The organism is Pseudomonas spirodelae (assembly GCF_034653255.1).
In the GTDB taxonomy this organism is placed as follows: domain Bacteria; phylum Pseudomonadota; class Gammaproteobacteria; order Pseudomonadales; family Pseudomonadaceae; genus Aquipseudomonas; species Aquipseudomonas spirodelae.
Genome location: NZ_JAYEET010000039.1, coordinates 293,025 through 312,294, shown reverse-complemented (window position 1 = coordinate 312,294; position 19,270 = coordinate 293,025). Strand labels below are relative to the sequence as shown.

Annotated in this window: 19 protein-coding genes and 3 tRNA genes; 12 read left to right on the top strand and 10 right to left on the bottom strand. The window is 58.0% G+C overall.

What is annotated here, in order from left to right:
- Positions 1-20: 20 nt before the first annotated feature.
- Positions 21-2,336, bottom strand: coding sequence for a DUF1631 domain-containing protein (locus tag SOP97_RS13185; RefSeq protein WP_322949425.1), 2,316 nt, complete (start codon positions 2,334-2,336; stop codon positions 21-23).
- Between the two features lie 353 nt (positions 2,337-2,689).
- On the opposite strand from SOP97_RS13185, the gene nadC reads away from it, so the two are divergent.
- On the top strand, positions 2,690-3,538 hold the full coding sequence (gene nadC / locus SOP97_RS13180) for a carboxylating nicotinate-nucleotide diphosphorylase (protein ID WP_322949423.1): 849 nt from the start codon (positions 2,690-2,692) through the stop codon (positions 3,536-3,538).
- A gap of 116 nt (positions 3,539-3,654) precedes the next feature.
- Here nadC and SOP97_RS13175 read toward each other — a convergent pair whose 3' ends face one another.
- The 4 genes from SOP97_RS13175 to SOP97_RS13160 all read right to left on the bottom strand — a co-directional run bounded on the left by SOP97_RS13175 (position 3,655) and on the right by SOP97_RS13160 (position 6,849).
- Positions 3,655-4,065 carry a prepilin-type N-terminal cleavage/methylation domain-containing protein gene (locus tag SOP97_RS13175; protein WP_322949421.1) on the bottom strand — a complete coding sequence of 137 codons (411 nt, stop codon included), beginning with the start codon at positions 4,063-4,065 and terminating at the stop codon, positions 3,655-3,657.
- 69 nt (positions 4,066-4,134) lie between these two features.
- Positions 4,135-5,187 (bottom strand): serine hydrolase domain-containing protein, encoded by a 1,053-nt coding sequence (locus SOP97_RS13170; protein WP_322949458.1) that lies wholly within the window; start codon positions 5,185-5,187, stop codon positions 4,135-4,137.
- Between the two features lie 47 nt (positions 5,188-5,234).
- The gene (locus tag SOP97_RS13165) at positions 5,235-6,443 is read right to left on the bottom strand and encodes an isoprenylcysteine carboxylmethyltransferase family protein (RefSeq protein WP_322949420.1); all 1,209 of its coding nucleotides are present in this window, start codon (positions 6,441-6,443) and stop codon (positions 5,235-5,237) included.
- 46 nt (positions 6,444-6,489) lie between these two features.
- Positions 6,490-6,849, bottom strand: coding sequence for a pilin (locus SOP97_RS13160; RefSeq protein ID WP_322949419.1), 360 nt, complete (start codon positions 6,847-6,849; stop codon positions 6,490-6,492).
- Positions 6,850-7,070: 221 nt separating this feature from the next.
- Here SOP97_RS13160 and pilB point away from each other — a divergent pair, with 221 nt between their 5' ends.
- The 5 genes from pilB (at position 7,071) to yacG (ending at position 12,026) form a co-directional block, all read left to right on the top strand.
- Entirely contained in the window at positions 7,071-8,774 is a 1,704-nt protein-coding gene (pilB, locus tag SOP97_RS13155; protein ID WP_322949418.1) for a type IV-A pilus assembly ATPase PilB, read from the top strand.
- Positions 8,775-8,777: 3 nt separating this feature from the next.
- Entirely contained in the window at positions 8,778-10,001 is a 1,224-nt protein-coding gene (locus SOP97_RS13150) for a type II secretion system F family protein (RefSeq protein WP_322949417.1), read from the top strand.
- A gap of 3 nt (positions 10,002-10,004) precedes the next feature.
- Positions 10,005-10,874 carry a prepilin peptidase gene (locus SOP97_RS13145; RefSeq protein WP_322949416.1) on the top strand — a complete coding sequence of 290 codons (870 nt, stop codon included), beginning with the start codon at positions 10,005-10,007 and terminating at the stop codon, positions 10,872-10,874.
- 340 nt (positions 10,875-11,214) lie between these two features.
- On the top strand, positions 11,215-11,829 hold the full coding sequence (coaE, locus tag SOP97_RS13140; protein ID WP_322949415.1) for a dephospho-CoA kinase: 615 nt from the start codon (positions 11,215-11,217) through the stop codon (positions 11,827-11,829).
- A complete protein-coding gene (yacG, locus tag SOP97_RS13135) occupies positions 11,826-12,026 on the top strand; it encodes a DNA gyrase inhibitor YacG (RefSeq protein ID WP_322949414.1) in 201 nt (66 codons plus the stop codon). The genes coaE and yacG overlap by 4 nt, the downstream gene beginning before the upstream one ends.
- 55 nt (positions 12,027-12,081) lie before the next feature.
- Here the strand turns inward: yacG and SOP97_RS13130 are convergent, their stop codons facing one another.
- Positions 12,082-12,297: a hypothetical protein gene (locus SOP97_RS13130; protein WP_322949413.1), complete on the bottom strand. Its 216-nt coding sequence runs from the start codon at positions 12,295-12,297 to the stop codon at positions 12,082-12,084.
- A 104-nt stretch (positions 12,298-12,401) separates the two neighbouring features.
- A complete protein-coding gene (locus SOP97_RS13125) occupies positions 12,402-13,091 on the bottom strand; it encodes an energy-coupling factor ABC transporter permease (protein WP_322949412.1) in 690 nt (229 codons plus the stop codon).
- Positions 13,092-13,232: 141 nt separating this feature from the next.
- On the opposite strand from SOP97_RS13125, the gene SOP97_RS13120 reads away from it, so the two are divergent.
- From SOP97_RS13120 to SOP97_RS13105, 4 genes are all read left to right on the top strand, one after another.
- On the top strand, positions 13,233-13,862 hold the full coding sequence (locus SOP97_RS13120) for a DUF1780 domain-containing protein (RefSeq protein WP_322949411.1): 630 nt from the start codon (positions 13,233-13,235) through the stop codon (positions 13,860-13,862).
- Positions 13,859-14,353: an MOSC domain-containing protein gene (locus tag SOP97_RS13115; protein WP_322949410.1), complete on the top strand. Its 495-nt coding sequence runs from the start codon at positions 13,859-13,861 to the stop codon at positions 14,351-14,353. Before SOP97_RS13120 ends, SOP97_RS13115 begins: the two co-directional genes overlap by 4 nt.
- An 81-nt stretch (positions 14,354-14,434) precedes the next feature.
- Positions 14,435-14,608, top strand: a complete 174-nt coding sequence (locus SOP97_RS13110) for a DUF3094 family protein (protein ID WP_274089253.1) — start codon at positions 14,435-14,437, stop codon at positions 14,606-14,608.
- Between the two features lie 63 nt (positions 14,609-14,671).
- Entirely contained in the window at positions 14,672-15,973 is a 1,302-nt protein-coding gene (locus tag SOP97_RS13105) for an NAD(P)/FAD-dependent oxidoreductase (protein WP_322949409.1), read from the top strand.
- A gap of 119 nt (positions 15,974-16,092) precedes the next feature.
- Here SOP97_RS13105 and SOP97_RS13100 read toward each other — a convergent pair.
- The 3 genes from SOP97_RS13100 to SOP97_RS13090 form a co-directional block, all read right to left on the bottom strand.
- Positions 16,093-16,168: transfer RNA gene (locus tag SOP97_RS13100), tRNA-Lys, on the bottom strand.
- 5 nt (positions 16,169-16,173) lie between these two features.
- Positions 16,174-16,250 (bottom strand) — tRNA-Pro (locus tag SOP97_RS13095).
- Between the two features lie 9 nt (positions 16,251-16,259).
- Positions 16,260-16,335, bottom strand: a tRNA-Asn gene (locus tag SOP97_RS13090).
- Positions 16,336-16,547: 212 nt separating this feature from the next.
- Here SOP97_RS13090 and SOP97_RS13085 point away from each other — a divergent pair.
- Both SOP97_RS13085 and SOP97_RS13080 read left to right on the top strand, forming a co-directional pair.
- Entirely contained in the window at positions 16,548-18,896 is a 2,349-nt protein-coding gene (locus SOP97_RS13085) for a DUF1631 domain-containing protein (protein WP_322949408.1), read from the top strand.
- A gap of 9 nt (positions 18,897-18,905) precedes the next feature.
- Positions 18,906-19,241, top strand: a complete 336-nt coding sequence (locus SOP97_RS13080; RefSeq protein ID WP_322949407.1) for a PilZ domain-containing protein — start codon at positions 18,906-18,908, stop codon at positions 19,239-19,241.
- Positions 19,242-19,270: the final 29 nt, after the last annotated feature.

Sequence of the window (19,270 nt, the reverse complement as noted above, 5' to 3'; positions counted from 1 at the left end):
TGCTAGCCTACGCAGGCTGATCAGGTGCCCTTGAGCTTACGCAGGTTGCCAATCACCGACTCCAGCGCCCGGTCAAACAGCAGCGCGTCATCCAGCAAGCGAATGGCACTGCGGCGGAACTCTACGGCCAGGCCCATACGCGTCTTCTCCAACACCTTCATGCCGGTGCGGTTGACGAAGATGTATTTACCCGTCGGCTTGATCACTGCGGCCAGCTTGCAACGCAGCTTGTGTTCTTCGTCTTCCTGAAACTCGACCCAGCTACCGACACGCAGGTTGTCCACCTGCAGCAACGCCTCATCATCGTCAGGCAGGCTGATTTCTGGCTCGGTAGCACGCAGCTCGCCTGGCGCCAGCAGGATGATTTCTTCTATCACCTCGACCATCGCGGGCTCTTCAACAGCCTCCGCAGCAGGCAGTTCCAGCAGAGGTAAGTCCATCCCGACCTCAGCCAGCTCAGCGCGTTGCTCGTCAGTAATATCAGCAAGCACCGGGGCATCGGCCGGCGCACTGTCTTCCGGCAAGCTGCGCTTAAAGCGCTGGAAGGCTTGCACATGCAAGGCTTCCAGCTGGTTGAAGAATTCACCAGTAGAGAACGGATCAAACGCCGCGCTGGCCATGCCCTCACGTAGCGCCTTGAGCAATCCGGGCACCATCTCCAGCAGGCGCATACGCGCTTCGGGTTCGTCGTGGTGCTCAACACTCCAAACCAGGTCATCCATCGTCGCCAAGGCGGCCTGCCATTGGTCTGACTCAACACCGTGCTTTAGGCACGTAAGCATCAATACCTTGCTCCAAGCCTCTTGCAGCAAGCGCACCACCACTTCCGGCAGGGTCTTACCCAGCAGCCGCTGATTCAATGCCTGCTCAACTTCACGCCGCGCCAACGCGGCTTTGGCACTGCCTTCTTCGGCATCACGCGTGCGCTGCTCAAGCAGCTCGCTGCGCCGACGCTCGTCACCGGTAAAGGCGAGGAACTCAGCCAGCAGCTCAGAGAAAATCAGCGGGTCGTCAACAAAGTCGTTGAGCAGACGCTGCACCACCTGCTCTATCTTTTGATACAGGCTGTCGCGCTGCGCATCATCCTGCTCACCCCACCCCAGGGCCGCTGAGGCGATTTCATTGAGCAAGCGGCGGGCCGGATGGCTGCCACGGCTGAAAAAGGTTTTGTCGATCACCGCTACTTTCAGCATCGGGATCTGCAAACGGCCGATCAGCGCCTTGAGCGAGTCCGGCAAGGTGCGATCATCAAGAATGAACTCGAACAGCATCGACACAAGGTTGATAACGTCTTCATCAACCTCACCCACCACCCGCGCCTTGCCGGCCTTAGCACTGGCACGGACCAGCAAGCCTTCAAGCTGCTCGCGCAAATCAAAATCATCGCTAACCTGTGCCGGCGCACGCTGCTGCATGTGCGAAAGCAGGCGCATCAGGTCATTACTGGAAATCGGCATGGCGTCAGCCGGCCGGTTACGTTGCGGAATTGCCGTACCACGTGCTTGGGAAAGCAGCGCCTGCAGCGCGCCAAAAACTTCCTGCACCCCCTCATCGGCAAACCCAGCCGACAGCTCAGGCGCCGCCTCCTGTCCAGAACTACCGGCCGGTGCGTTGGTGCGCGAGGGGTTACGCCGCGCCGGTGCAGACTTGAGTTCAGGCAGTACACCCGTGGCAATCAAGGCCTGGTTGGCTTGCGCATACAGCTGATCGAGACCACTCAGCACGTACTTTTCAAACAGCTTCAGAATAATCAGCTTGACCCTGATCTCGACGCCCAAACTGCTGCAGGCATCCAGGAAGAACTCGCAGAGACAAGTCGGGCCAAGCGGGTTGATTTTGTCATCAAGCTTCTTACTGACCATGGCGTTGAAACGAGTAGTCAGATGGCTGAGCGCCGTCGCATCACGGCTGACCACCTTGGCCACCATGGAGTCCAGGGCCACCGACTCTTCCAGCGCATCGTTCTGCACCAACGACAACGCGTCAAATGACACCGCATCCAACGGTGCAGGCTTACCGATTTCATATTGATTAAGCGTGGCGAAGGCTTCAAAGACCTTCTGCAAGAAGCCACGCTCAATATTTTTGCGCTTCAAGCGCAGATCGCGCATCGCCTCAAAAAAGGCATTCTGCTCGGCATTGCTGGTGGCGCGATCGGCCATCTCGAACAGCGTATCGTCGGCATTATCAAACAGAGACTGCAACGCCGTTTTCAGCTGCTGCGCCGCGTTGTCACGTACAGTTGTTAGCGCCACTGGCAGTCTTCCTACCGGTGAAGTGGGCGATTGCTCAGGGCTCACCTTGCTCAGGCGCACCACATTCGCATCAGTCTTCATTGCGAGTCTCCTGCAGACTGCCCCTCTTGGGCGGACTATCTGCACAGCGGTCAACTGAGCGTCATCCGTAACGTCAAAGGCCTGGCGTCAACAATTATAAAAAGTAAAGCCATTATAGGGATGTGCACGCACATACCAAGCTGACATTTCATCCAGACATGACCCAGATCACAGATGCAGCGCCGCAGCTTCCCAGCGGTCACCTGCAGCGACCACTGCCGCACGCTATACCGCACAGCCCGACCAAGATTCCTAACCAGCATAGCCCCACAAGCGCTAGAGAACAGCCGTAAGCACTGCGCAAACAGCCGGCAAACTCTATAATCGGCGCATTCTGCTGACTGGAGCCCATCATGCCTAACCTGATCCTTGCCGACCTCGCCAACGAAATCGAGGCCAACGTGCGCCGCGCACTGGCAGAGGATATCGGCAGCGGCGACATCACCGCCCAGTTGATACCCGCCGAGAGGCTGGCCCACGCCAAGATCATCACCCGTGAAACCGCGACCATCTGCGGCACCGCCTGGGTCGATGCGGTATTCCGCCAACTCGACCCACAGGTCGCCGTGCACTGGCACGTCCAGGACGGCCAGCGCGCCGAGCCCAACCAAGTACTTTTTGAATTGGAAGGCCCCGCCCGCGCCCTGCTTAGCGGCGAGCGCAGCGCCCTAAACTTCCTGCAAACCCTCTCCGCCGTGGCCACCCGCTGCCAGCACTATGCCGATTTGGTAAAAGGCACCGCCGTCAAATTACTCGACACCCGCAAAACCCTCCCCGGCCTGCGCCTGGCGCAGAAATACGCCGTGACACAGGGCGGCTGTCACAACCACCGCATCGGCCTGTACGACGCCTTCCTTATTAAAGAAAACCACATCGCCGCCTGCGGCGGCATCGCACAAGCCATAACCGCCGCGCACCAAATCGCCCCCGGCAAACCGGTGGAAGTTGAAGTGGAAAGCTTGCAGGAACTGCGCGATGCACTGGATGCGGGTGCCGACATCATCATGCTCGATGAACTGAGCCTGGATGAAATGCGCGAAGCCGTTGCCATCACCGCCGGCCGCGCCAAGCTCGAAGCCTCCGGCGGAGTGAATGAAAGCACCTTACGGGCGATTGCTGAGACCGGGGTGGATTATGTATCGATTGGGGCACTGACTAAGGATGTGAAGGCGGTGGATTTGTCGATGCGGCTGAGCCTCTAAACAGCAAATCTCAGTCAACAAAAAGCCCCACAATGCTTAGTACTGTAATGCTAGGTTTTTTATCTGGAAGACGACAGGACTCGATCCTGCGACATTAGCTTTACGAGTGGACATCTCTAACGACCGAGCCGCACTGGCGGCGCTACCGCTCGCCCAAGCGCGAGCGCCAAACAAGGGAGACCCCAGTTTCTGCAAGAACCGCCACTGGCCAGATTACAGGTAACTATTGAGGTTCCCGGCGCGCGGGAAGTGGCCGTGAACGAGCCGGTTATAGTCAGCGCCGCATTCGCGCCACTATAGAAGGAGCAGGCACCAGTGACGGAGGGAGCATATGGGACCTGTGAGTCGCTCAGCCGCACCAGAACGTCATTGACGTAGCTTTTGGCCTCGATCAGACAAGCGTTATCAGCGGACTTGCGGGCGAAGCCTTGGTAAACAGGCAAAGCGATGGCGACCAGAATAACAATGATGGCGACGACAACCGTCAGCTCGATCAGGGTGAAACCCTTACAAGAATTAGTTTTCATCGTTGTTCACCAGCAAGGTTAAAAAATGACCGCCGGCAGCAGACCCATGCCGTAAACAATCACACACTATCAATGCAGCCACTGATAAAGGGCCTGGCCAAGCCTGTCGCTGTCACTCACCCAGGCCAAATGCCGGCCATTGGCCAGCACCACTATCTTGGCCCCATCCTCGAAAATACCGACAAAGGAACTAGCTCCAGGGAGACTCCCATCACGCCAATACATAATTTCACCACCGTCTTGCTGGTAGGCGTAAAACGCCGGACCATGGCAGACCCTCCAAGCCAAGGTGGTGCATCGAGGGCTTTCGAGCAACCGATCTTCGTCGCTCTCAAAATGATCCGCCAACAGACTCAGCAAGTCTCGTGCCGTCCCTGTCCAAGCTCCCACCGCCAGTAGAGATTCATAATCCAAAGACAACAGCTCATAGCTGGACTCGGGAGGCTCGAAGTATCTTGCCGGCTCCCCCTCTCTTATCTCGCCACGGACAACGGGAGCAATGGATGTCGACGCATGACCCGCCAGCAAGCGTCGGCGATACACCTTGTCCAACGCTTCACCCTCGGCTTTGGCGATAACCGCCCCTAGCAGACAATAGCCAAGGTTGGAGTAGGCATAATGGCTGCCCGGCGCATGATCCAACCGAATGAGCTGCAAATCTCCCAGACGGGTCGGACACCAAGGTTGCGCCATCAGCATTGGATCGGAGCTGACGGCCCGGTCAAAACCGGCAGTGTGCCGGAGCAACTGCCCTAGTGTGATTTGTTCCACTCGAGGGTCGGAGAGCGGCCCAGACAAACCCAGTTGCTTGACCAAAAGATCATCGGCATGCAGGCGATCTTCTGCAAATAACTGAGCCATCACCAGCGAGGTGAATAGCTTCGACAGACTGGCATAGCGCATCACGTGATCCGTACGCATGGGCTGCAAGAGCCCGGCCCAGCCGACAGCACAGTCGACTCTGGCCCCCTGCGTATCGACATAAGAGAACTGGAATCCTGGCCAACCTATTTCTCTGGAAAGCTCGACCAAAGCCTCCAGCCACTCAGGCTCCGTGGCCGAGCAAGTAACAGGGCGTGGCAAGTGCCTGAGCAGAACACCCGACTGCCATGCCCCCACCATCAACACTAGGCAGAGCAGAGTCAATAGCGAGCCCAGCCGCAAACTCTTCAAATCCTCCTCCTAAATACTCCACGCATCCTGGCAAACACACCCTCGCGCTCAATGCGCGCCGAATAAGTGGCGTATTCGGGGAAAGCCAGCAGGTGCGCCTCTTCGGTTTTTGCTCTCAGGTAATAAACCAGACTGACGAAGGTCAGGCCTAGGATGTTACGCAGCAGATCAGCCCCGTCATGCACACCGATGAACGGTACGGTATGCAACCACCAGTAAAGATTCTTGGCCAGGTAAGCCGGATGCTTGGTGTAACGGTACGGGCCACGATCGATCAGACCGCGCCAACTCAGGTTGGAGAACTTCAGACCAAAGCTGGCCGTCGCTAACCAGTACACCAGCCAGGTTCCCGTCACCAAAGCCGCCCATAACCAGTACAGCGGCTCGTTCGGCAACAACCAGTCGCTCCAAACGATGTCATCCACCTGCTGTTTAACGTAGTGAAAAACCACCAACAGGGGCGGATAGCAGATCATGCAGGCAAACCACCCCAGCCAGTTACTGTCAACGCTGCGAATTTCTCCTCCCAGCAAACGCATGGAAAAGAGATAGCCACCGAAGGCAATCAATAGGTCGAAGCACAACCCAAATGAGATAAGTCCAAGCACCAGCGTGGTCGGGCTCCACTGCCAGGAGAACAACACCATGCCCTCCATGGCCAGCACTAGGAAGGAGTACATCATCGGGATAAAGAAAAACTTCACGCACCAGGCCAGTAGATAAGGCTTCTGCTCTGCCCAGCACCAGGCGCGCTGCCTCTTCAGCACCTGTCCGAAGCGTTCATGGTTATCTTCTTGGATGCCAATGCGCCGTCCCGCCCAGGCGACATAGCGTGGCACTAGCAACAGGATGAACGGTAAAGCCAGTAGGTATTCAAAATTGAACGTATTGGCCGGCCAACTGGAAAACATGGCGCTCATAGCATTAGAAAACACCAAAAGACCCAGCAGGCCGCAACGAATAGCCAGTGCCCGCGCGGCTACCTGTTCAGCAGATAGCTCATAAACAAAGAGCGGGGGGGGGCGGCGCCCGTATAGAGCGGCAACGAAGGCTGCTAACAGGGCGAACCAGAGGATTAGCCGGGCAGCGATCTGGAATGCGAGCACATCTTCGAGCCCCAGCGCCCAAGCAAACGACAACGCCGACAGTAAAACAATAGACATCATCCAGACTGGGAACACGGGTTGTTTTTCCTTGGCTGACAAAGAAAAAGCGCCTCTAGGCGCTTTTTCTTCAAATGCAGGCGATAAATTAACCGCCGGTGGCAGGGGTTGCTCCCAGAGAGCAAGAAGAGCTAGCAGTACAAGTAATGGTGCCGGTACCAGGCAGTTTCGCTAGAACAGTGAACGCAGGGCTAGTGCTAGGAATCTGAGTACGGCATGCCTGCTGAGTGTGAACTGGCGCGGTGCCGCCGGGGACAGCACTAGGATCGTTGGCGTAGATCAGCAAGGCCTGAGAATAAGCTTTAGCCTCCCCCAGGCAGGCTTTGTCTGCCGCCGATTTAGTGTAGTCCTGATAGGCCGGCAGAGCGATGGCGGCCAGAATACCGATGATCGCGACCACAATCATCAGTTCGATCAGAGTGAAGCCTTTTTGCATTTGAGCTTTCATTGTTTCTCTCCTCGGGAAATGGGCAGGCCCTACGACCTGACAATTTCATTGCAGACGGCGTGCCAACTTCAGAAAGCGGCTATTGGGCCTACGCCGCAGCCCCAATAGCCCCCCCAAAAACCCGGCAAGTCACTAACTGCCATTTTTCGTCACACCGCACCGTCGCATTTGGCAGCCCAAGGCAACTAGGCTATAACGCAGGCATTGTTATGGAGCCCGCGATGAACGATCACGTCAGCCTTACCGGCCTAGCCCGGCAAATGGTTCTAGCCGAGCTGCTGGATGAAAAAACCGCACAACAAGCCCAGCAGCAAGCCCAGCGCAACAAGCTGTCGCTGGTAACTTACCTGGTACAGAACAAGCTTGTTAAAAGTCGGGCCTTGGCCGAACTGGCTAGCGAACAGTTTGGCGTGCCGTTTATCGACCTAAGCAGCATCGACAAAGACAACCAACCCAAGGACCTGGTCAGCGAAAAACTTGTGCGTCAACACCGTGCATTACCACTCTGGCGGCGCGGCAATAAACTGTTTCTCGCGGTATCCGACCCCACCAACCACCAGTCCATTACCGACATTCAATTCAGTACAGGGATGAACACCGAAGCCATTCTGGTCGAGGATGACAAGCTCGGCGAGGCCATCGAAAAGTTCTTCGACTCAGCCGGAAGCGGCATGGACGATCTGACCGATGTTGACCTCGACGGCCTTGATGTTGAAGCCGTCAATGATGATGCCGACGTCGCCGGCGATGGCAACTCGGCAGATGACGCCCCTGTTGTACGCTTCGTCAACAAGATGCTGCTGGATGCGATTAAAAAGGGCTCCTCCGACCTGCACTTTGAGCCTTACGAGAAGACCTATCGCGTGCGCTTTCGCACTGACGGCATTCTGCAAGAAATTGCTCGCCCCCCCATCCAACTCTCGCCGCGCATCTCTGCCCGCCTCAAAGTAATGGCCGGCCTGGATATTTCCGAACGCCGCCGCCCGCAAGACGGCCGCATCAAGATGCGCATCTCGAAAACCAAGTCCATCGATTTCCGAGTCAGCACGTGCCCAACCCTATGGGGTGAGAAGATTGTGATGCGGATTCTTGACTCCGCCAGCGCCCAGATGGGCATTGATGCACTGGGTTATGAGGAGTCACAGAAAGACCTGTATATGGCTGCGCTCAAGCAACCTCAGGGCATGATTCTGGTCACTGGCCCGACCGGCTCCGGGAAAACCGTATCGCTTTATACCGGTTTGAATATCCTCAACACCGTCGACGTGAACATCTCCACGGCTGAAGACCCAGTAGAGATTAACCTGGAGGGCATTAACCAGGTCAACGTTAACCCCAAGCAAGGCATGGACTTCACCGCGGCACTGAAAGCCTTCCTGCGTCAGGACCCGGACATCATCATGGTCGGTGAGATTCGTGACCTGGACACCGCCTCCATCGCCATTAAGGCCGCCCAGACCGGGCACATGGTGATGTCGACCTTGCACACCAACAGCGCGGCAGAAACCCTAACGCGCCTGCGTAATATGGGCGTGCCATCATTTAACATCGCCACCTCGGTGAACCTGATCATCGCCCAACGCCTGGCACGCAAGCTGTGCAATAGCTGCAAGAAGGAAATCCAGATCCCGCGCGAGACTCTGCTGGAGGAAGGCTTCCCGGAGGACAAAATCGGCACCTTCAAGATTTATGAGCCGATTGGCTGCGAAAATTGCAACGGCGGTTACAAAGGCCGTGTCGGGATTTATGAAGTGGTTAAAAACACGCCAGCGCTGCAGCGGATTATCATGGAGGAAGGCAACTCGATCGATATCTCCATCCAGATGCGCAAAGACGGCTTTAATGACCTGCGAACTTCAGCGCTGCTGAAGGCCATGCAGGGCGTGACCAGCCTCGCTGAAGTGAACCGCGTGACAAAGGACTAACCGATGGCCGTTAAAGCACTAAAAACCAGCACCTTCGCCTGGGAAGGCACCAACAAGCAGGGTGCCAAAATAAAAGGTGAAGCCAGCGGCCAGAACCCTGCATTGGTAAAAGCGCAGCTGCGCAAGCAGGGCATCAACCCGACCAAGGTTCGCAAAAAATCGGCCTCGCTGTTCAGCGCCGGAAAAAAGATCAAGCCGCTGGACATTGCCCTATTTACCCGACAGATGGCCACCATGATGAAAGCCGGGGTGCCACTGCTGCAATCCTTCGAGATCATCAGCGAGGGCTTTGAAAACCCCAATATGCGCAAGGTCGTTGACGACCTAAAACAGGAGGTGGCTGCCGGAAACTCCTTTGCCTCCGCACTGCGCAAACAACCACAGTATTTCGATGACCTCTACTGCAACCTGGTGGACTCCGGTGAGCAATCCGGCGCCCTAGAAACACTGCTTGAACGAGTCGCCTCGTACAAAGAGAAAACCGAAGCGCTTAAAGCAAAAATCAAAAAGGCCATGACCTATCCGATCTCAGTCGTTGTAGTCGCGGTTATCGTCACCACCATTCTGCTGCTCAAGGTTGTGCCGGCATTCGAGGACGTATTCAAGAGTTTTGGCGCTGAACTGCCGGCCTTTACCCAGATGGTCGTGGCGCTATCTAAAGGGCTGCAACAATGGTGGTTTTTAATTGTGGTAGCACTGTTTGCCTTTGCTTTTATTTTTAAAGAGGCGCGTAAGCGTTCAGAGGGTTTTCGCAATTGGCTGGACCGCTCACTGCTGAAACTGCCAGTTATTGGCGACATTCTCTATAAATCAGCGGTAGCGCGTTATGCCCGCACCCTGTCTACCACCTTTTCTGCGGGCGTGCCCTTGGTCGAGGCCCTCGACTCGGTGTCCGGCGCAACCGGTAACGTCGTATTCAAAAATGCGGTCAATAAAATCAAAGTGGATGTTTCCAGCGGTGTGCAGCTGAACTTTGCCATGCGCGCAACCAACGTATTCCCTAGCCTCGCGGTGCAAATGACCGCCATTGGTGAAGAGTCCGGAGCACTGGACGCCATGCTCGACAAGGTGGCTACCTTCTATGAAGACGACGTCGACAACATGGTCGACAACATGGCCACCTTGATTGAACCAATGATCATGGCGGTGTTGGGCGTACTGGTTGGCGGCCTAATCATTGCCATGTACCTGCCGATCTTCCAACTGGGCAGCATAGTAGGCGGATAATTGATGACCCTTGTTAGCTTTTTGGCCGGCAATTTGCCGGCCTTTGTTTGCGTATGTCTATTACTAGGTTTACTGGTGGGCAGCTTTCTCAACGTAGTAATTTATCGCCTACCGAAAATGATGCAGAGCGACTGGCGCGAACAGGCCCGCGAGATATTGGAACTGCCCGCAGAGACTCAGACGGCAACCTTCAATCTGGTATTACCCAACTCCAGCTGCCCGCACTGCGCCCATGAAATAAAGCCCTGGGAAAATATCCCGGTTATCAGCTACCTATTTCTGCGTGGCAAATGCTCCAGCTGTAAAACACCGATCAGCCTGCGCTACCCACTGGTTGAGCTGACCTGTGGTTTGCTCTCGGCTTACATCGCCTGGCACTTCGGCTTTACCTGGCAGGCCGGCGCGATGCTACTGCTGACTTGGGGCTTGCTGGCGATGAGCCTGATCGATGCCGATCATCAGCTGCTGCCGGACTCTCTGGTGCTTCCGCTGCTGTGGCTAGGCTTGATTGCCAACAGCTTCGGCTTGTTTACCAGCTTGGAGGATGCACTCTGGGGCGCGATTGCCGGCTACCTGAGTTTGTGGTCGGTGTATTGGCTGTTCAAGCTGGTTACCGGCAAGGAAGGCATGGGCTATGGCGACTTCAAGCTGCTGGCCATGCTCGGCGCCTGGGGTGGCTGGCAGGTATTGCCGCTGACCATTTTGCTGTCGTCACTGGTGGGCGCAGTACTCGGCCTGATCATGCTGCGCCTGCGCAACGCCGAAACCAGCACACCAATCCCCTTCGGCCCCTACCTGGCGATTGCCGGCTGGATTGCGCTGCTCTGGGGCGAGCAGATCACCGCCAGCTACCTGCAGATTGCCGGCTTCTGATACGGTACAGCAGCCCAAACTGCATCTGGGCTGCTGTAGTCATCCGTAGGGTGGGTTAGGCGCGAACCAGGATCACGCAAACACCATCGGCCCTCAATGCGCCGTAACCCACCATGGCGGTCTACCGAGAAAATCCAATGGTGGGTTACGCAGCGCTCGAATAGTGTGGCGCACCCATAGTCAGCGTTAGCGCCGCTAACCCACCCTACAAAAGCAGGGGCGAGCAAATCACGGCTCGCTACCTTCGGATTGTCGGCTCTAGGTTCGTGGCGGATTGTTCGCTTCGCTCCTGAATCCGCCCTACAATCGCGCCCCTGAATGACCGACGCGAGCGCGCACCTTGAGCACAAAACCCTGGATTCTTGGCCTTACTGGCGGCATCGGCAGCGGCAAGAGTGCTGTCGCCCAGCACTTTATCGACCTAGGCGTGCATCTGGTCGACGCCGACCATGCGGCGCGCTGGGTGGTTGAGCCTGGCAAGCCGGCGCTGGCGAAGATAGTCGAGCACTTCGGCACGCAGGTTTTACAAGCCGATGGCCAGCTTGATCGCACGGCCCTGCGCAAGCGGATCTTTGCCGATGCGGCCGAACGGCGCTGGCTCGAAGTGCTATTACATCCATTGATCGGCCAGGAAATCGCCCAATACCTGGCGCGCGCCGAATCACCCTACGCCATTCTGGTATCGCCACTGCTGGTGGAGTCCGGTCAACACCAACTGACCCAGCGCATACTGGTGGTGGATGCGCCGGAGCACCTGCAAATAGAGCGCACCATGGCCCGCGACCAAAGCTCCAGCGAACAGGTGCAGGCCATTCTTAAGGCCCAAGCCAGCCGCGAAGACCGCCTGCGCCATGCACACGATGTATTGCTTAACGACCAAGACCTGCACGGACTGCAAGCCGAAGTGGAACGACTCCACGCTTTCTATCTAACCCTACGCGGAGGCCAAGCATGAGCACCCCCACCTTAGTCCCCTGCCCTACCTGCAGCGCGCCCGTCGAGTGGGGCCCACAAAGCCCGAGCCGGCCCTTCTGCTCGGAACGCTGCAAGCTGATTGACCTCGGCGCCTGGGCCTCAGAAGAGCACGCGATCGCCGGCAACCCTCTGGAAGACGATCTATTTTCGGGTGAACTGCCACCGCGCGAGCACTAAACAGTGCCTTGAAACCGTCGGTGAAGCAGGCAGTGCTTCAATCGCCTGCTACTCGTCAGGGCCGCATAAAGCTGTAATCACGCTCGTCATCGAGGTTATCGGCGAGAAATTGCAGCTCGGCGGCCAGGTCTACTGCACTGCGCGCTGCGCGGTTACGCTCGATAACGGCGCTGAGTAATGCCCGCAATGCCATGACCTGATCGAAGCCTTGCGCCTCGACACCCTGCAGACTCTGCTCGATTGCCTGCCTTGCCCACTGATGTACGCCCATCTCACGCCCTCCTGATTGATGCCACCACGATGAGCCCTAATAGCTCGTGCGGCTTGACCCACATCAACACGCACAGCGCCATCAAACCGCTGAAGGCCGCACCATCAGCGCGACGGATCGTCATCCTTCCACGGCGCGGCGAGATAACGCGTGCGGTTGAAGGTTTCTAGCCAGTCCGGGTAGAACACCACCAGCGCCGTCACCAGCATGCCGTTGATAAACGCCTCAGGGAAAATCACCAGCCAGAGGTAGCCGATAAAGTCCTCCAACCAGGGCGGCATCGGGAACAGCCCGTCCAGCCAAAGCACGGCGAAGGCGGCAACGATAAACACTAAGGCTGCCAGCGCTGCAGCAAAGAAGCCGTTAAACAGGATGTAGACGAATAGATTACGCGGCTGTTTTTTCTCGACCCACAGTGCACAGGCCTCGGTCACCCACACAGGAATCACCACCAGCAGCACGCCGTTGACGCCCAGCGCCGCTAAATCCTGCCGGCCCAGTGCCAGCAACCCCAGCTGGGCAACTAACCCCACCAAGATAGCCAGCGGCCAATCCAGCAATAAGGTGACCGCCGTCATGCCAATAAAGTGGTAGGACAACCCCGAGTCGAAATCCCGACGTATCAACCACAGCACGAACAGCGCCAGTGCTGTGCCACCTAATAGATGCTGGCGGCGCAAATCACTACAGAGTTCGACCCAGGGCGCACGCCAGACGGCCCAACACAGCAGCGGTAGATAGATCAGCCAGCCGAGCATCTGACTGGTGGAAGACAACAAGTGCGCGGCAATCATCCAAACAACCCCCATACACGCGTAGTGACCCTAGGCAGTCTACAACCGCCGCCAGCACATTCGCCCAACCGACAACAAAAAGCCTGAAACAACCGCCGCAGAGGGTACCAACACACCTGCCGCGCACGCTAAGCTGAAGCCATGGACGACTCAGACTACCTGCGCCTACTGACGCACCAGGCCGAACAAGCCAATGCCTTCCTCTCCAACGCGCGCAAGTGGGAGCGCGAGCGTTGGGTCTGCCAGCGCCTGCTGCAAGCCTTGAATGTCAGCCACCGCCTGGATGAGTTCAGCGCCGCAGACCACGAGCCGCCAGACGTATTGTTCCGCGACGCCAGCTTTGAAGTGTTCTTCGTCCTCGACGAGGGCCGCCGCCTCAATGATGAGTGGCGCGCCGAGCTGGAGCGCAGACGCAGCGCATTCTCCCTCAGCCAACTGGTGCGCCGTGAAGCCAAGCCCAGGCGTATTGCCGCGGCCAATCTACAACAGCGGCTGACGCCCACCCTGCGCAAAAAAGCCCACAACTACCAAGAGCGCGGCCTCGACCTGGGCGAGTTGGACCTGCTCGCCTACGTCAACCTGAAACGCGCCGTGCCGGACTTCAACAGCCACTTCCCTCCGCCGACCGAATTTCTCCGTCAGGGCTGGCGCTCACTGTCGCTGGTGGGCCCGACCTTTGCCCGCGTGCTGTTCGCCCACCCGGGTGCACCGAGCTTTCTGCGCAACAACCTCGGCCGCAGCGTGCTGTTTGATGTGGGCATCAGCCTGTGAGCCCCCTGCACGAGTTACTCGCTGCCGTGCCGCAACAGGGCTGTGTGCGCTGGATTGGCGTACGCCCGGCTTCGCGGGCGACGATGATCGAACTGGACGCCGTGGAAGCAAGGCGCGAAGCCGGCCTGACGGGCGACCACAGCCGCCCAGGCCCACGCAACGCTCGGCAAGTGACCCTGATCCAATGGGAACACTTGGCGGTAATCAGCGCCCTAATGGGACGCCCTGCCGAAAACCCAATTACCGCGCACGAACTACGGCGCAATATCGCCATCAGCGGGATCAACCTGTTTAGCCTTAAAGGTCGGCGCTTTCGTCTCGGCCAGGCGATACTGGAAACCACTGGCTGGTGCCAACCCTGCGCAAAGCTAGAAGAGCGCTTAGGGCTCGGCACCTTCCAGGCCATGCGTGGCCACGGCGGCATTACTGCGCGCGTGCTACAAGGGGGGATTATTCGCCTGGATGATGCCCTGCGCGTTGAGCCGCTATAAGCTGCGCAGCTAGAATGCCCACCACCTCAGCCCGCAATCGACTCCACTTGATTGCCAACGGCCCCTTTATTCGAGGCACACATGACCAGTCGCCTGAACCCTGATGATCAAAAACGTGTCGAGCAATACCTCAGTGCTCCGCAGCATCAGGTCGAACGCCAGCCGTTCAAGGTTTGGCGGCTGCTGCTGATTATCGTGATGATCACGATTGGCCTGGGCCTGCTGAGCCGTCTTCTGAGTCGCCTGGTGCTATGAGCTGCTTAGCGCTCGCCCACACCGACTCACCGTCTTTCCTTAAAAGCCTTGTGAGCGTGTCGAATGACTCATCAAATCGTAATTGTCGGCGGTGGCGCCGGCGGACTGGAGCTTGCTACCCGCCTAGGTAGAACCTTGGGTAAACGCGGCCAAGCCAAGATCACCCTGGTCGACGCCAACCTGACGCATATCTGGAAGCCATTGCTACACGAAGTAGCCGCCGGCTCGCTGAACTCGTCTGGCGACGAACTCAACTACGTGGCCCAGGCCAAGTGGAACCACTTCGAGTTCCAGCTGGGGCGCATGCACGACCTCAATCGCGCGAACAAACGCATCAGCCTATCGGCCACCCTGGATGAGCACGGCCAGGTATTGGTCCCCGCGCGCGAGCTGAGCTATGACAGCCTGGTCATCGCTGTGGGCAGTACGACCAATGATTTCGGTACCGCCGGCGCTGCCGAGCACTGCCTGTTCCTCGACACCCGCGAGCAGGCTGAGCGTTTTCACCACCAACTGCTCAACCACTACATGCGCGCCCACGCCAGCCAGAGCGAAACGACCGAGCTGATTAATGTCGCGATCGTCGGGGCGGGCGCCACGGGGGTTGAACTGGCGGCCGAACTGCACCATGCGGCGCGCGAGTTGGCGGCCTATGGCCTGGATCGAATCAGCCCGGAAAATATGCGCATCACCCTGATCGAAGCCGGCCCGCGTGTATTGCCCGCCCTGCCTGAACGCATCAGCCAGCCGGTGCACAAAACCCTCGAGAAGCTCGGAGTCACGGTACTTACTGGGGCCGCTGTTAGCCAGGTGACCCGCGAGGCACTGCATACCGCTCAAGGCCAAATCATCCCGGCCACCTTGAAAGTATGGGCCGCCGGGATTCGCGCCCCCGACTTTCTCAAGGAGCTGGATGGCCTGGAAAGCAATCGCATCAACCAACTGCACGTAAGGCCGACCCTGCAAACCACCTTGGACGACAGCATCTTCGCCTTCGGTGATTGCGCTGCCTGCCCGCAACCTGGCAGTGAAGGACGCAACGTACCGCCGCGCGCACAGGCCGCGCACCAACAAGCCTCACTGCTGGCAAAATCGCTAAAACTGCGCATCGAGGGTAAGCCGCTGGCGGAATACCGCTACCGCGATTACGGCTCACTGATCTCGCTGTCGACTTTTTCTGCGGTCGGCAACCTGATGGGCAACCTGACCGGTAGCGTCATGCTCGAAGGTTGGCTGGCGAGAATGTTCTACGTATCGCTCTACCGCATGCACCAGATTGCGCTGTACGGCATGACACGCACGCTGTTGATGATGCTCGGTGACCGCATTGGCCGCAGCACCGAACCGCGCCTGAAACTTCACTGATACTCGCGCGGGCAAGGCCAGGCCTTGCCCGCCAGCACAACAAAGAACGAAAAGATCAAATCGCAGGCAATAAAAAACCCGCACTAGGCGGGTTTTTTATCATTCAAGCATGCTTGAAATGGTGGGTCGTGTGGGATTCGAACCTACGACCAATTGGTTAAAAGCCAACTGCTCTACCAACTGAGCTAACGACCCAAAAATGGTCGGGGTAGGGGGATTCGAACTCCCGACATCCTGCTCCCAAAGCAGGCGCGCTACCGGACTGCGCTATACCCCGATGAAAGATTGGCTCCGCGACCAGGACTCGAACCTGGGACCCAATGATTAACAGTCATTTGCTCTACCGACTGAGCTATCGCGGAACTACTTGCTTCCTTTCTCAGAAATTCGAAGCGCTTGTTAATTCGTTTCGCTTGTCTGAGGCGCGCCATTTTACGGTTTATCGCGAACCTGTCAACCCCTAAAATTGCTTTTAGTACAATGATTTGCAGCTGCGTGATGGGCTGCTATATCTTCCCTATGTCTGTGTTCATTGCAGGACGCATCTGCCGCAAGGCCTCAGTCAGGAAAGTCCATGAGTAACCAGGGCACACCGCCAACCCCACCCTCATCTATACAGACCCTTGCCAATCGCGGCATCCAGCCGCGCTTCGGGGAGCTGGTACAAAGCTGCCGCAAGCTGGTGATGAATCGCCTGGCCGAGCACCTGACAGGCGTCTTCGCCCAGGTCGACGACACACTCTTTGAATGCGCCGAAAAAGCCGAGAACAATCAGGTGCAAACATTGTTCTTCGACAACATGCGCGAGATCCGTAAGCAGCGCCCACAAATAGAACGCAGCTACCATAAGCAGATCGCACAGAACCTCGCCGACTTCCTCGACGGCAAGCTCAAACCACTGCCCAGCGCCAGCAAACTGGATGTCGAGCACATGGCCCTGGTGCAAAACGAGGAATATGAAGAAAGCCTGCAAGTCACCAACATGGTCAGCCGGGTCAAGGCCCGCTGCGCACAGCCACTATTTGCCCTGGAGCAACGCCTGGCCTTGCTGAATAACGGCCAGAAGCTGGGTGAGGACAGCAATCCCTTCGGTCCACAGATGATTGCCCAGGCGTTCCGAGACGCCCTGGCGCCCTGCCCGTTCCCGCTGCGGATAAAGGTCATCCTCTATACCCTGTTTGACACCCACGTCATGCAAAGCCTAGACAGCCTCTATAGCGCACTGAATCAACGCCTGATCGAAGCGGGCGTGCTGCCAAACCTCAAGTACAGCGCACAACGCAACAGTCAACCCGCGCGCCAGAAGACAACGCCCACTGCAGCAGCCGAACAACCGGCCGAGAGCAACGCCAGCAGTAGCAGAAACACCAGCGCTGGTAGCGGTGCCGGGCAACAGCCCCGCTCCGGCAACACCGACCTCAGCGGGCCGCCACCCAGCGACCCACTGGAATTGCTGGGCAACCTGGCCACCCTGCTGAGCGAACATCGCCAGCGCGACATTGATGCCCCCCTGCTCGGCGGCACCCGCAGCATTGCCAGCTTTACTCCCCGCGAAGCGACCAGCACCTACAGCGCTTCCGCGCTGCTGGATGCACTCAATCGCATGCAGCAGCACTCGGCCAGCGACCTGTCACAGCGCCTGCATCACCCACAGCCAGTCGAAGGCCTGAAAGCCGATTTGCAGCAACAACTGGAGGCCCACAGCACGCTTCCCGGCCAACAGAAGGTTTCCGACCAAGAAGCGGATGTAATCGACCTGGTCGGCATGCTGTTCGACTTTATTCTGGACGACGACAACCTACCGGACACCTGCAAAACCATCCTCTCGCACCTGCACACGCCTTATCTAAAGGTGGCACTGCAAGACAAGGCACTCTTCACCCAGCATCACCACCCTGCCCGCCGCCTGCTCAACAGCATGGCCCAGGCCGGCGTGCTGTATGGCGGTGAGGGTGATGAGCGCGGCCTGCTGGCCAAGATGCAGTGGGTGGTCGAGCGGGTCATTCATGATTTCTCGGGCGACTTGCAGCTGTTTGACGGCCTGCTGGAAGAATTCAATGAGTTCGTCGGCACCCTCAGGCACAAGATTGAACTGCGCGAACGCCGCGCAGTGGAAGCCGCCAAAGGTCGCGACAAACTGCTCGGCGCTCGTCAGCACGCCGTCGAGGTCATCGCCAATAGCCTGAACAATCGCCAGCCACCCAGCATTATTCGTAACTTCCTCGAACTGACGTGGGCGGATGTGCTGGTATTCGTGTTGCTGCGTAATGGCGAGCGCAGCCCCGAATGGCTGCGCGCCTGCGAGGCGGCCGAGCAATTGGCATGGAGCGGCACCTTACTCGACGAAGCAGGAGGCGAGCGCCTACAGAAGCTGCGCGTGCCGCTGCTCGAAGACTTACGCAAAGGCCTGGAGCTGCTCGGCGGTTACCACGAAGCGGGCATTCGCCGCCTGCTGCAGGACTTGGTGGCCTGCCAGCATGCCGTACAAGCCAAACAACCGCAGGTGGCCGCCAAGCTCCAACCCAGCCTGCCAGACAGTCCGCTGGCCGCCATGCTCGGCGAAGATGCAGCCCTGGCGACCCTGGCACCACGCGAGTCAACCCTCTCGACGCGCGCTCAGGCACTGGCCAAAGAGCTTGGCCATATCGAGTTCGGCACCTGGTTCGAATTTGTCACAGGCCAGCAGGTGCGCCTGCTCAAGCTGTCTTGGTTCAGCCCAACAACGCGCAACTACATGTTTGTCGACCAGAGCGGCCAACGCGTGGCAATCAAGCCACTCACTCAACTGGCCACTGAAATGGAACAAGGACTCGCACGCATCGTCACCCCCGAACGAGGTGCCCCACTGGTGGACCGCGCCCTTACCGCTATTTACCGCGTGCTGCAGCGTTTTACCGGGCGCACGGCTGAGCCCCAAGAATAAGGAACTCGCATGAATGACGAACGTCGCCTGCATAACCGGCATAGCGCCGACGTGCAGCTGGAGGTCTTTGACCTGCACTCTGGCCAACGCCTGGGCCGCATAGTCGACCTGTCTGCTGATGGCTTTATGTTATTTAGCGACACACCGCTGGCGGCAGATGAACTGGTGGAGTGCCGCCTGGTCAGCGAACAGCTGATTGAGGGCGTGGGTGAAATAATCCTGGGGGCTGACTGCCTGTGGAGTCGCCCCGGTGCTGACGGCCAACACTGCTGGGCCGGGTTTCACATCATTGACCTGGCCGAGGACCAGGCAGCCGCCCTGGAAATCCTGCTCAAGCACCTGTAATCCAGGCAAAAAAACACCCCGGTCAGCGC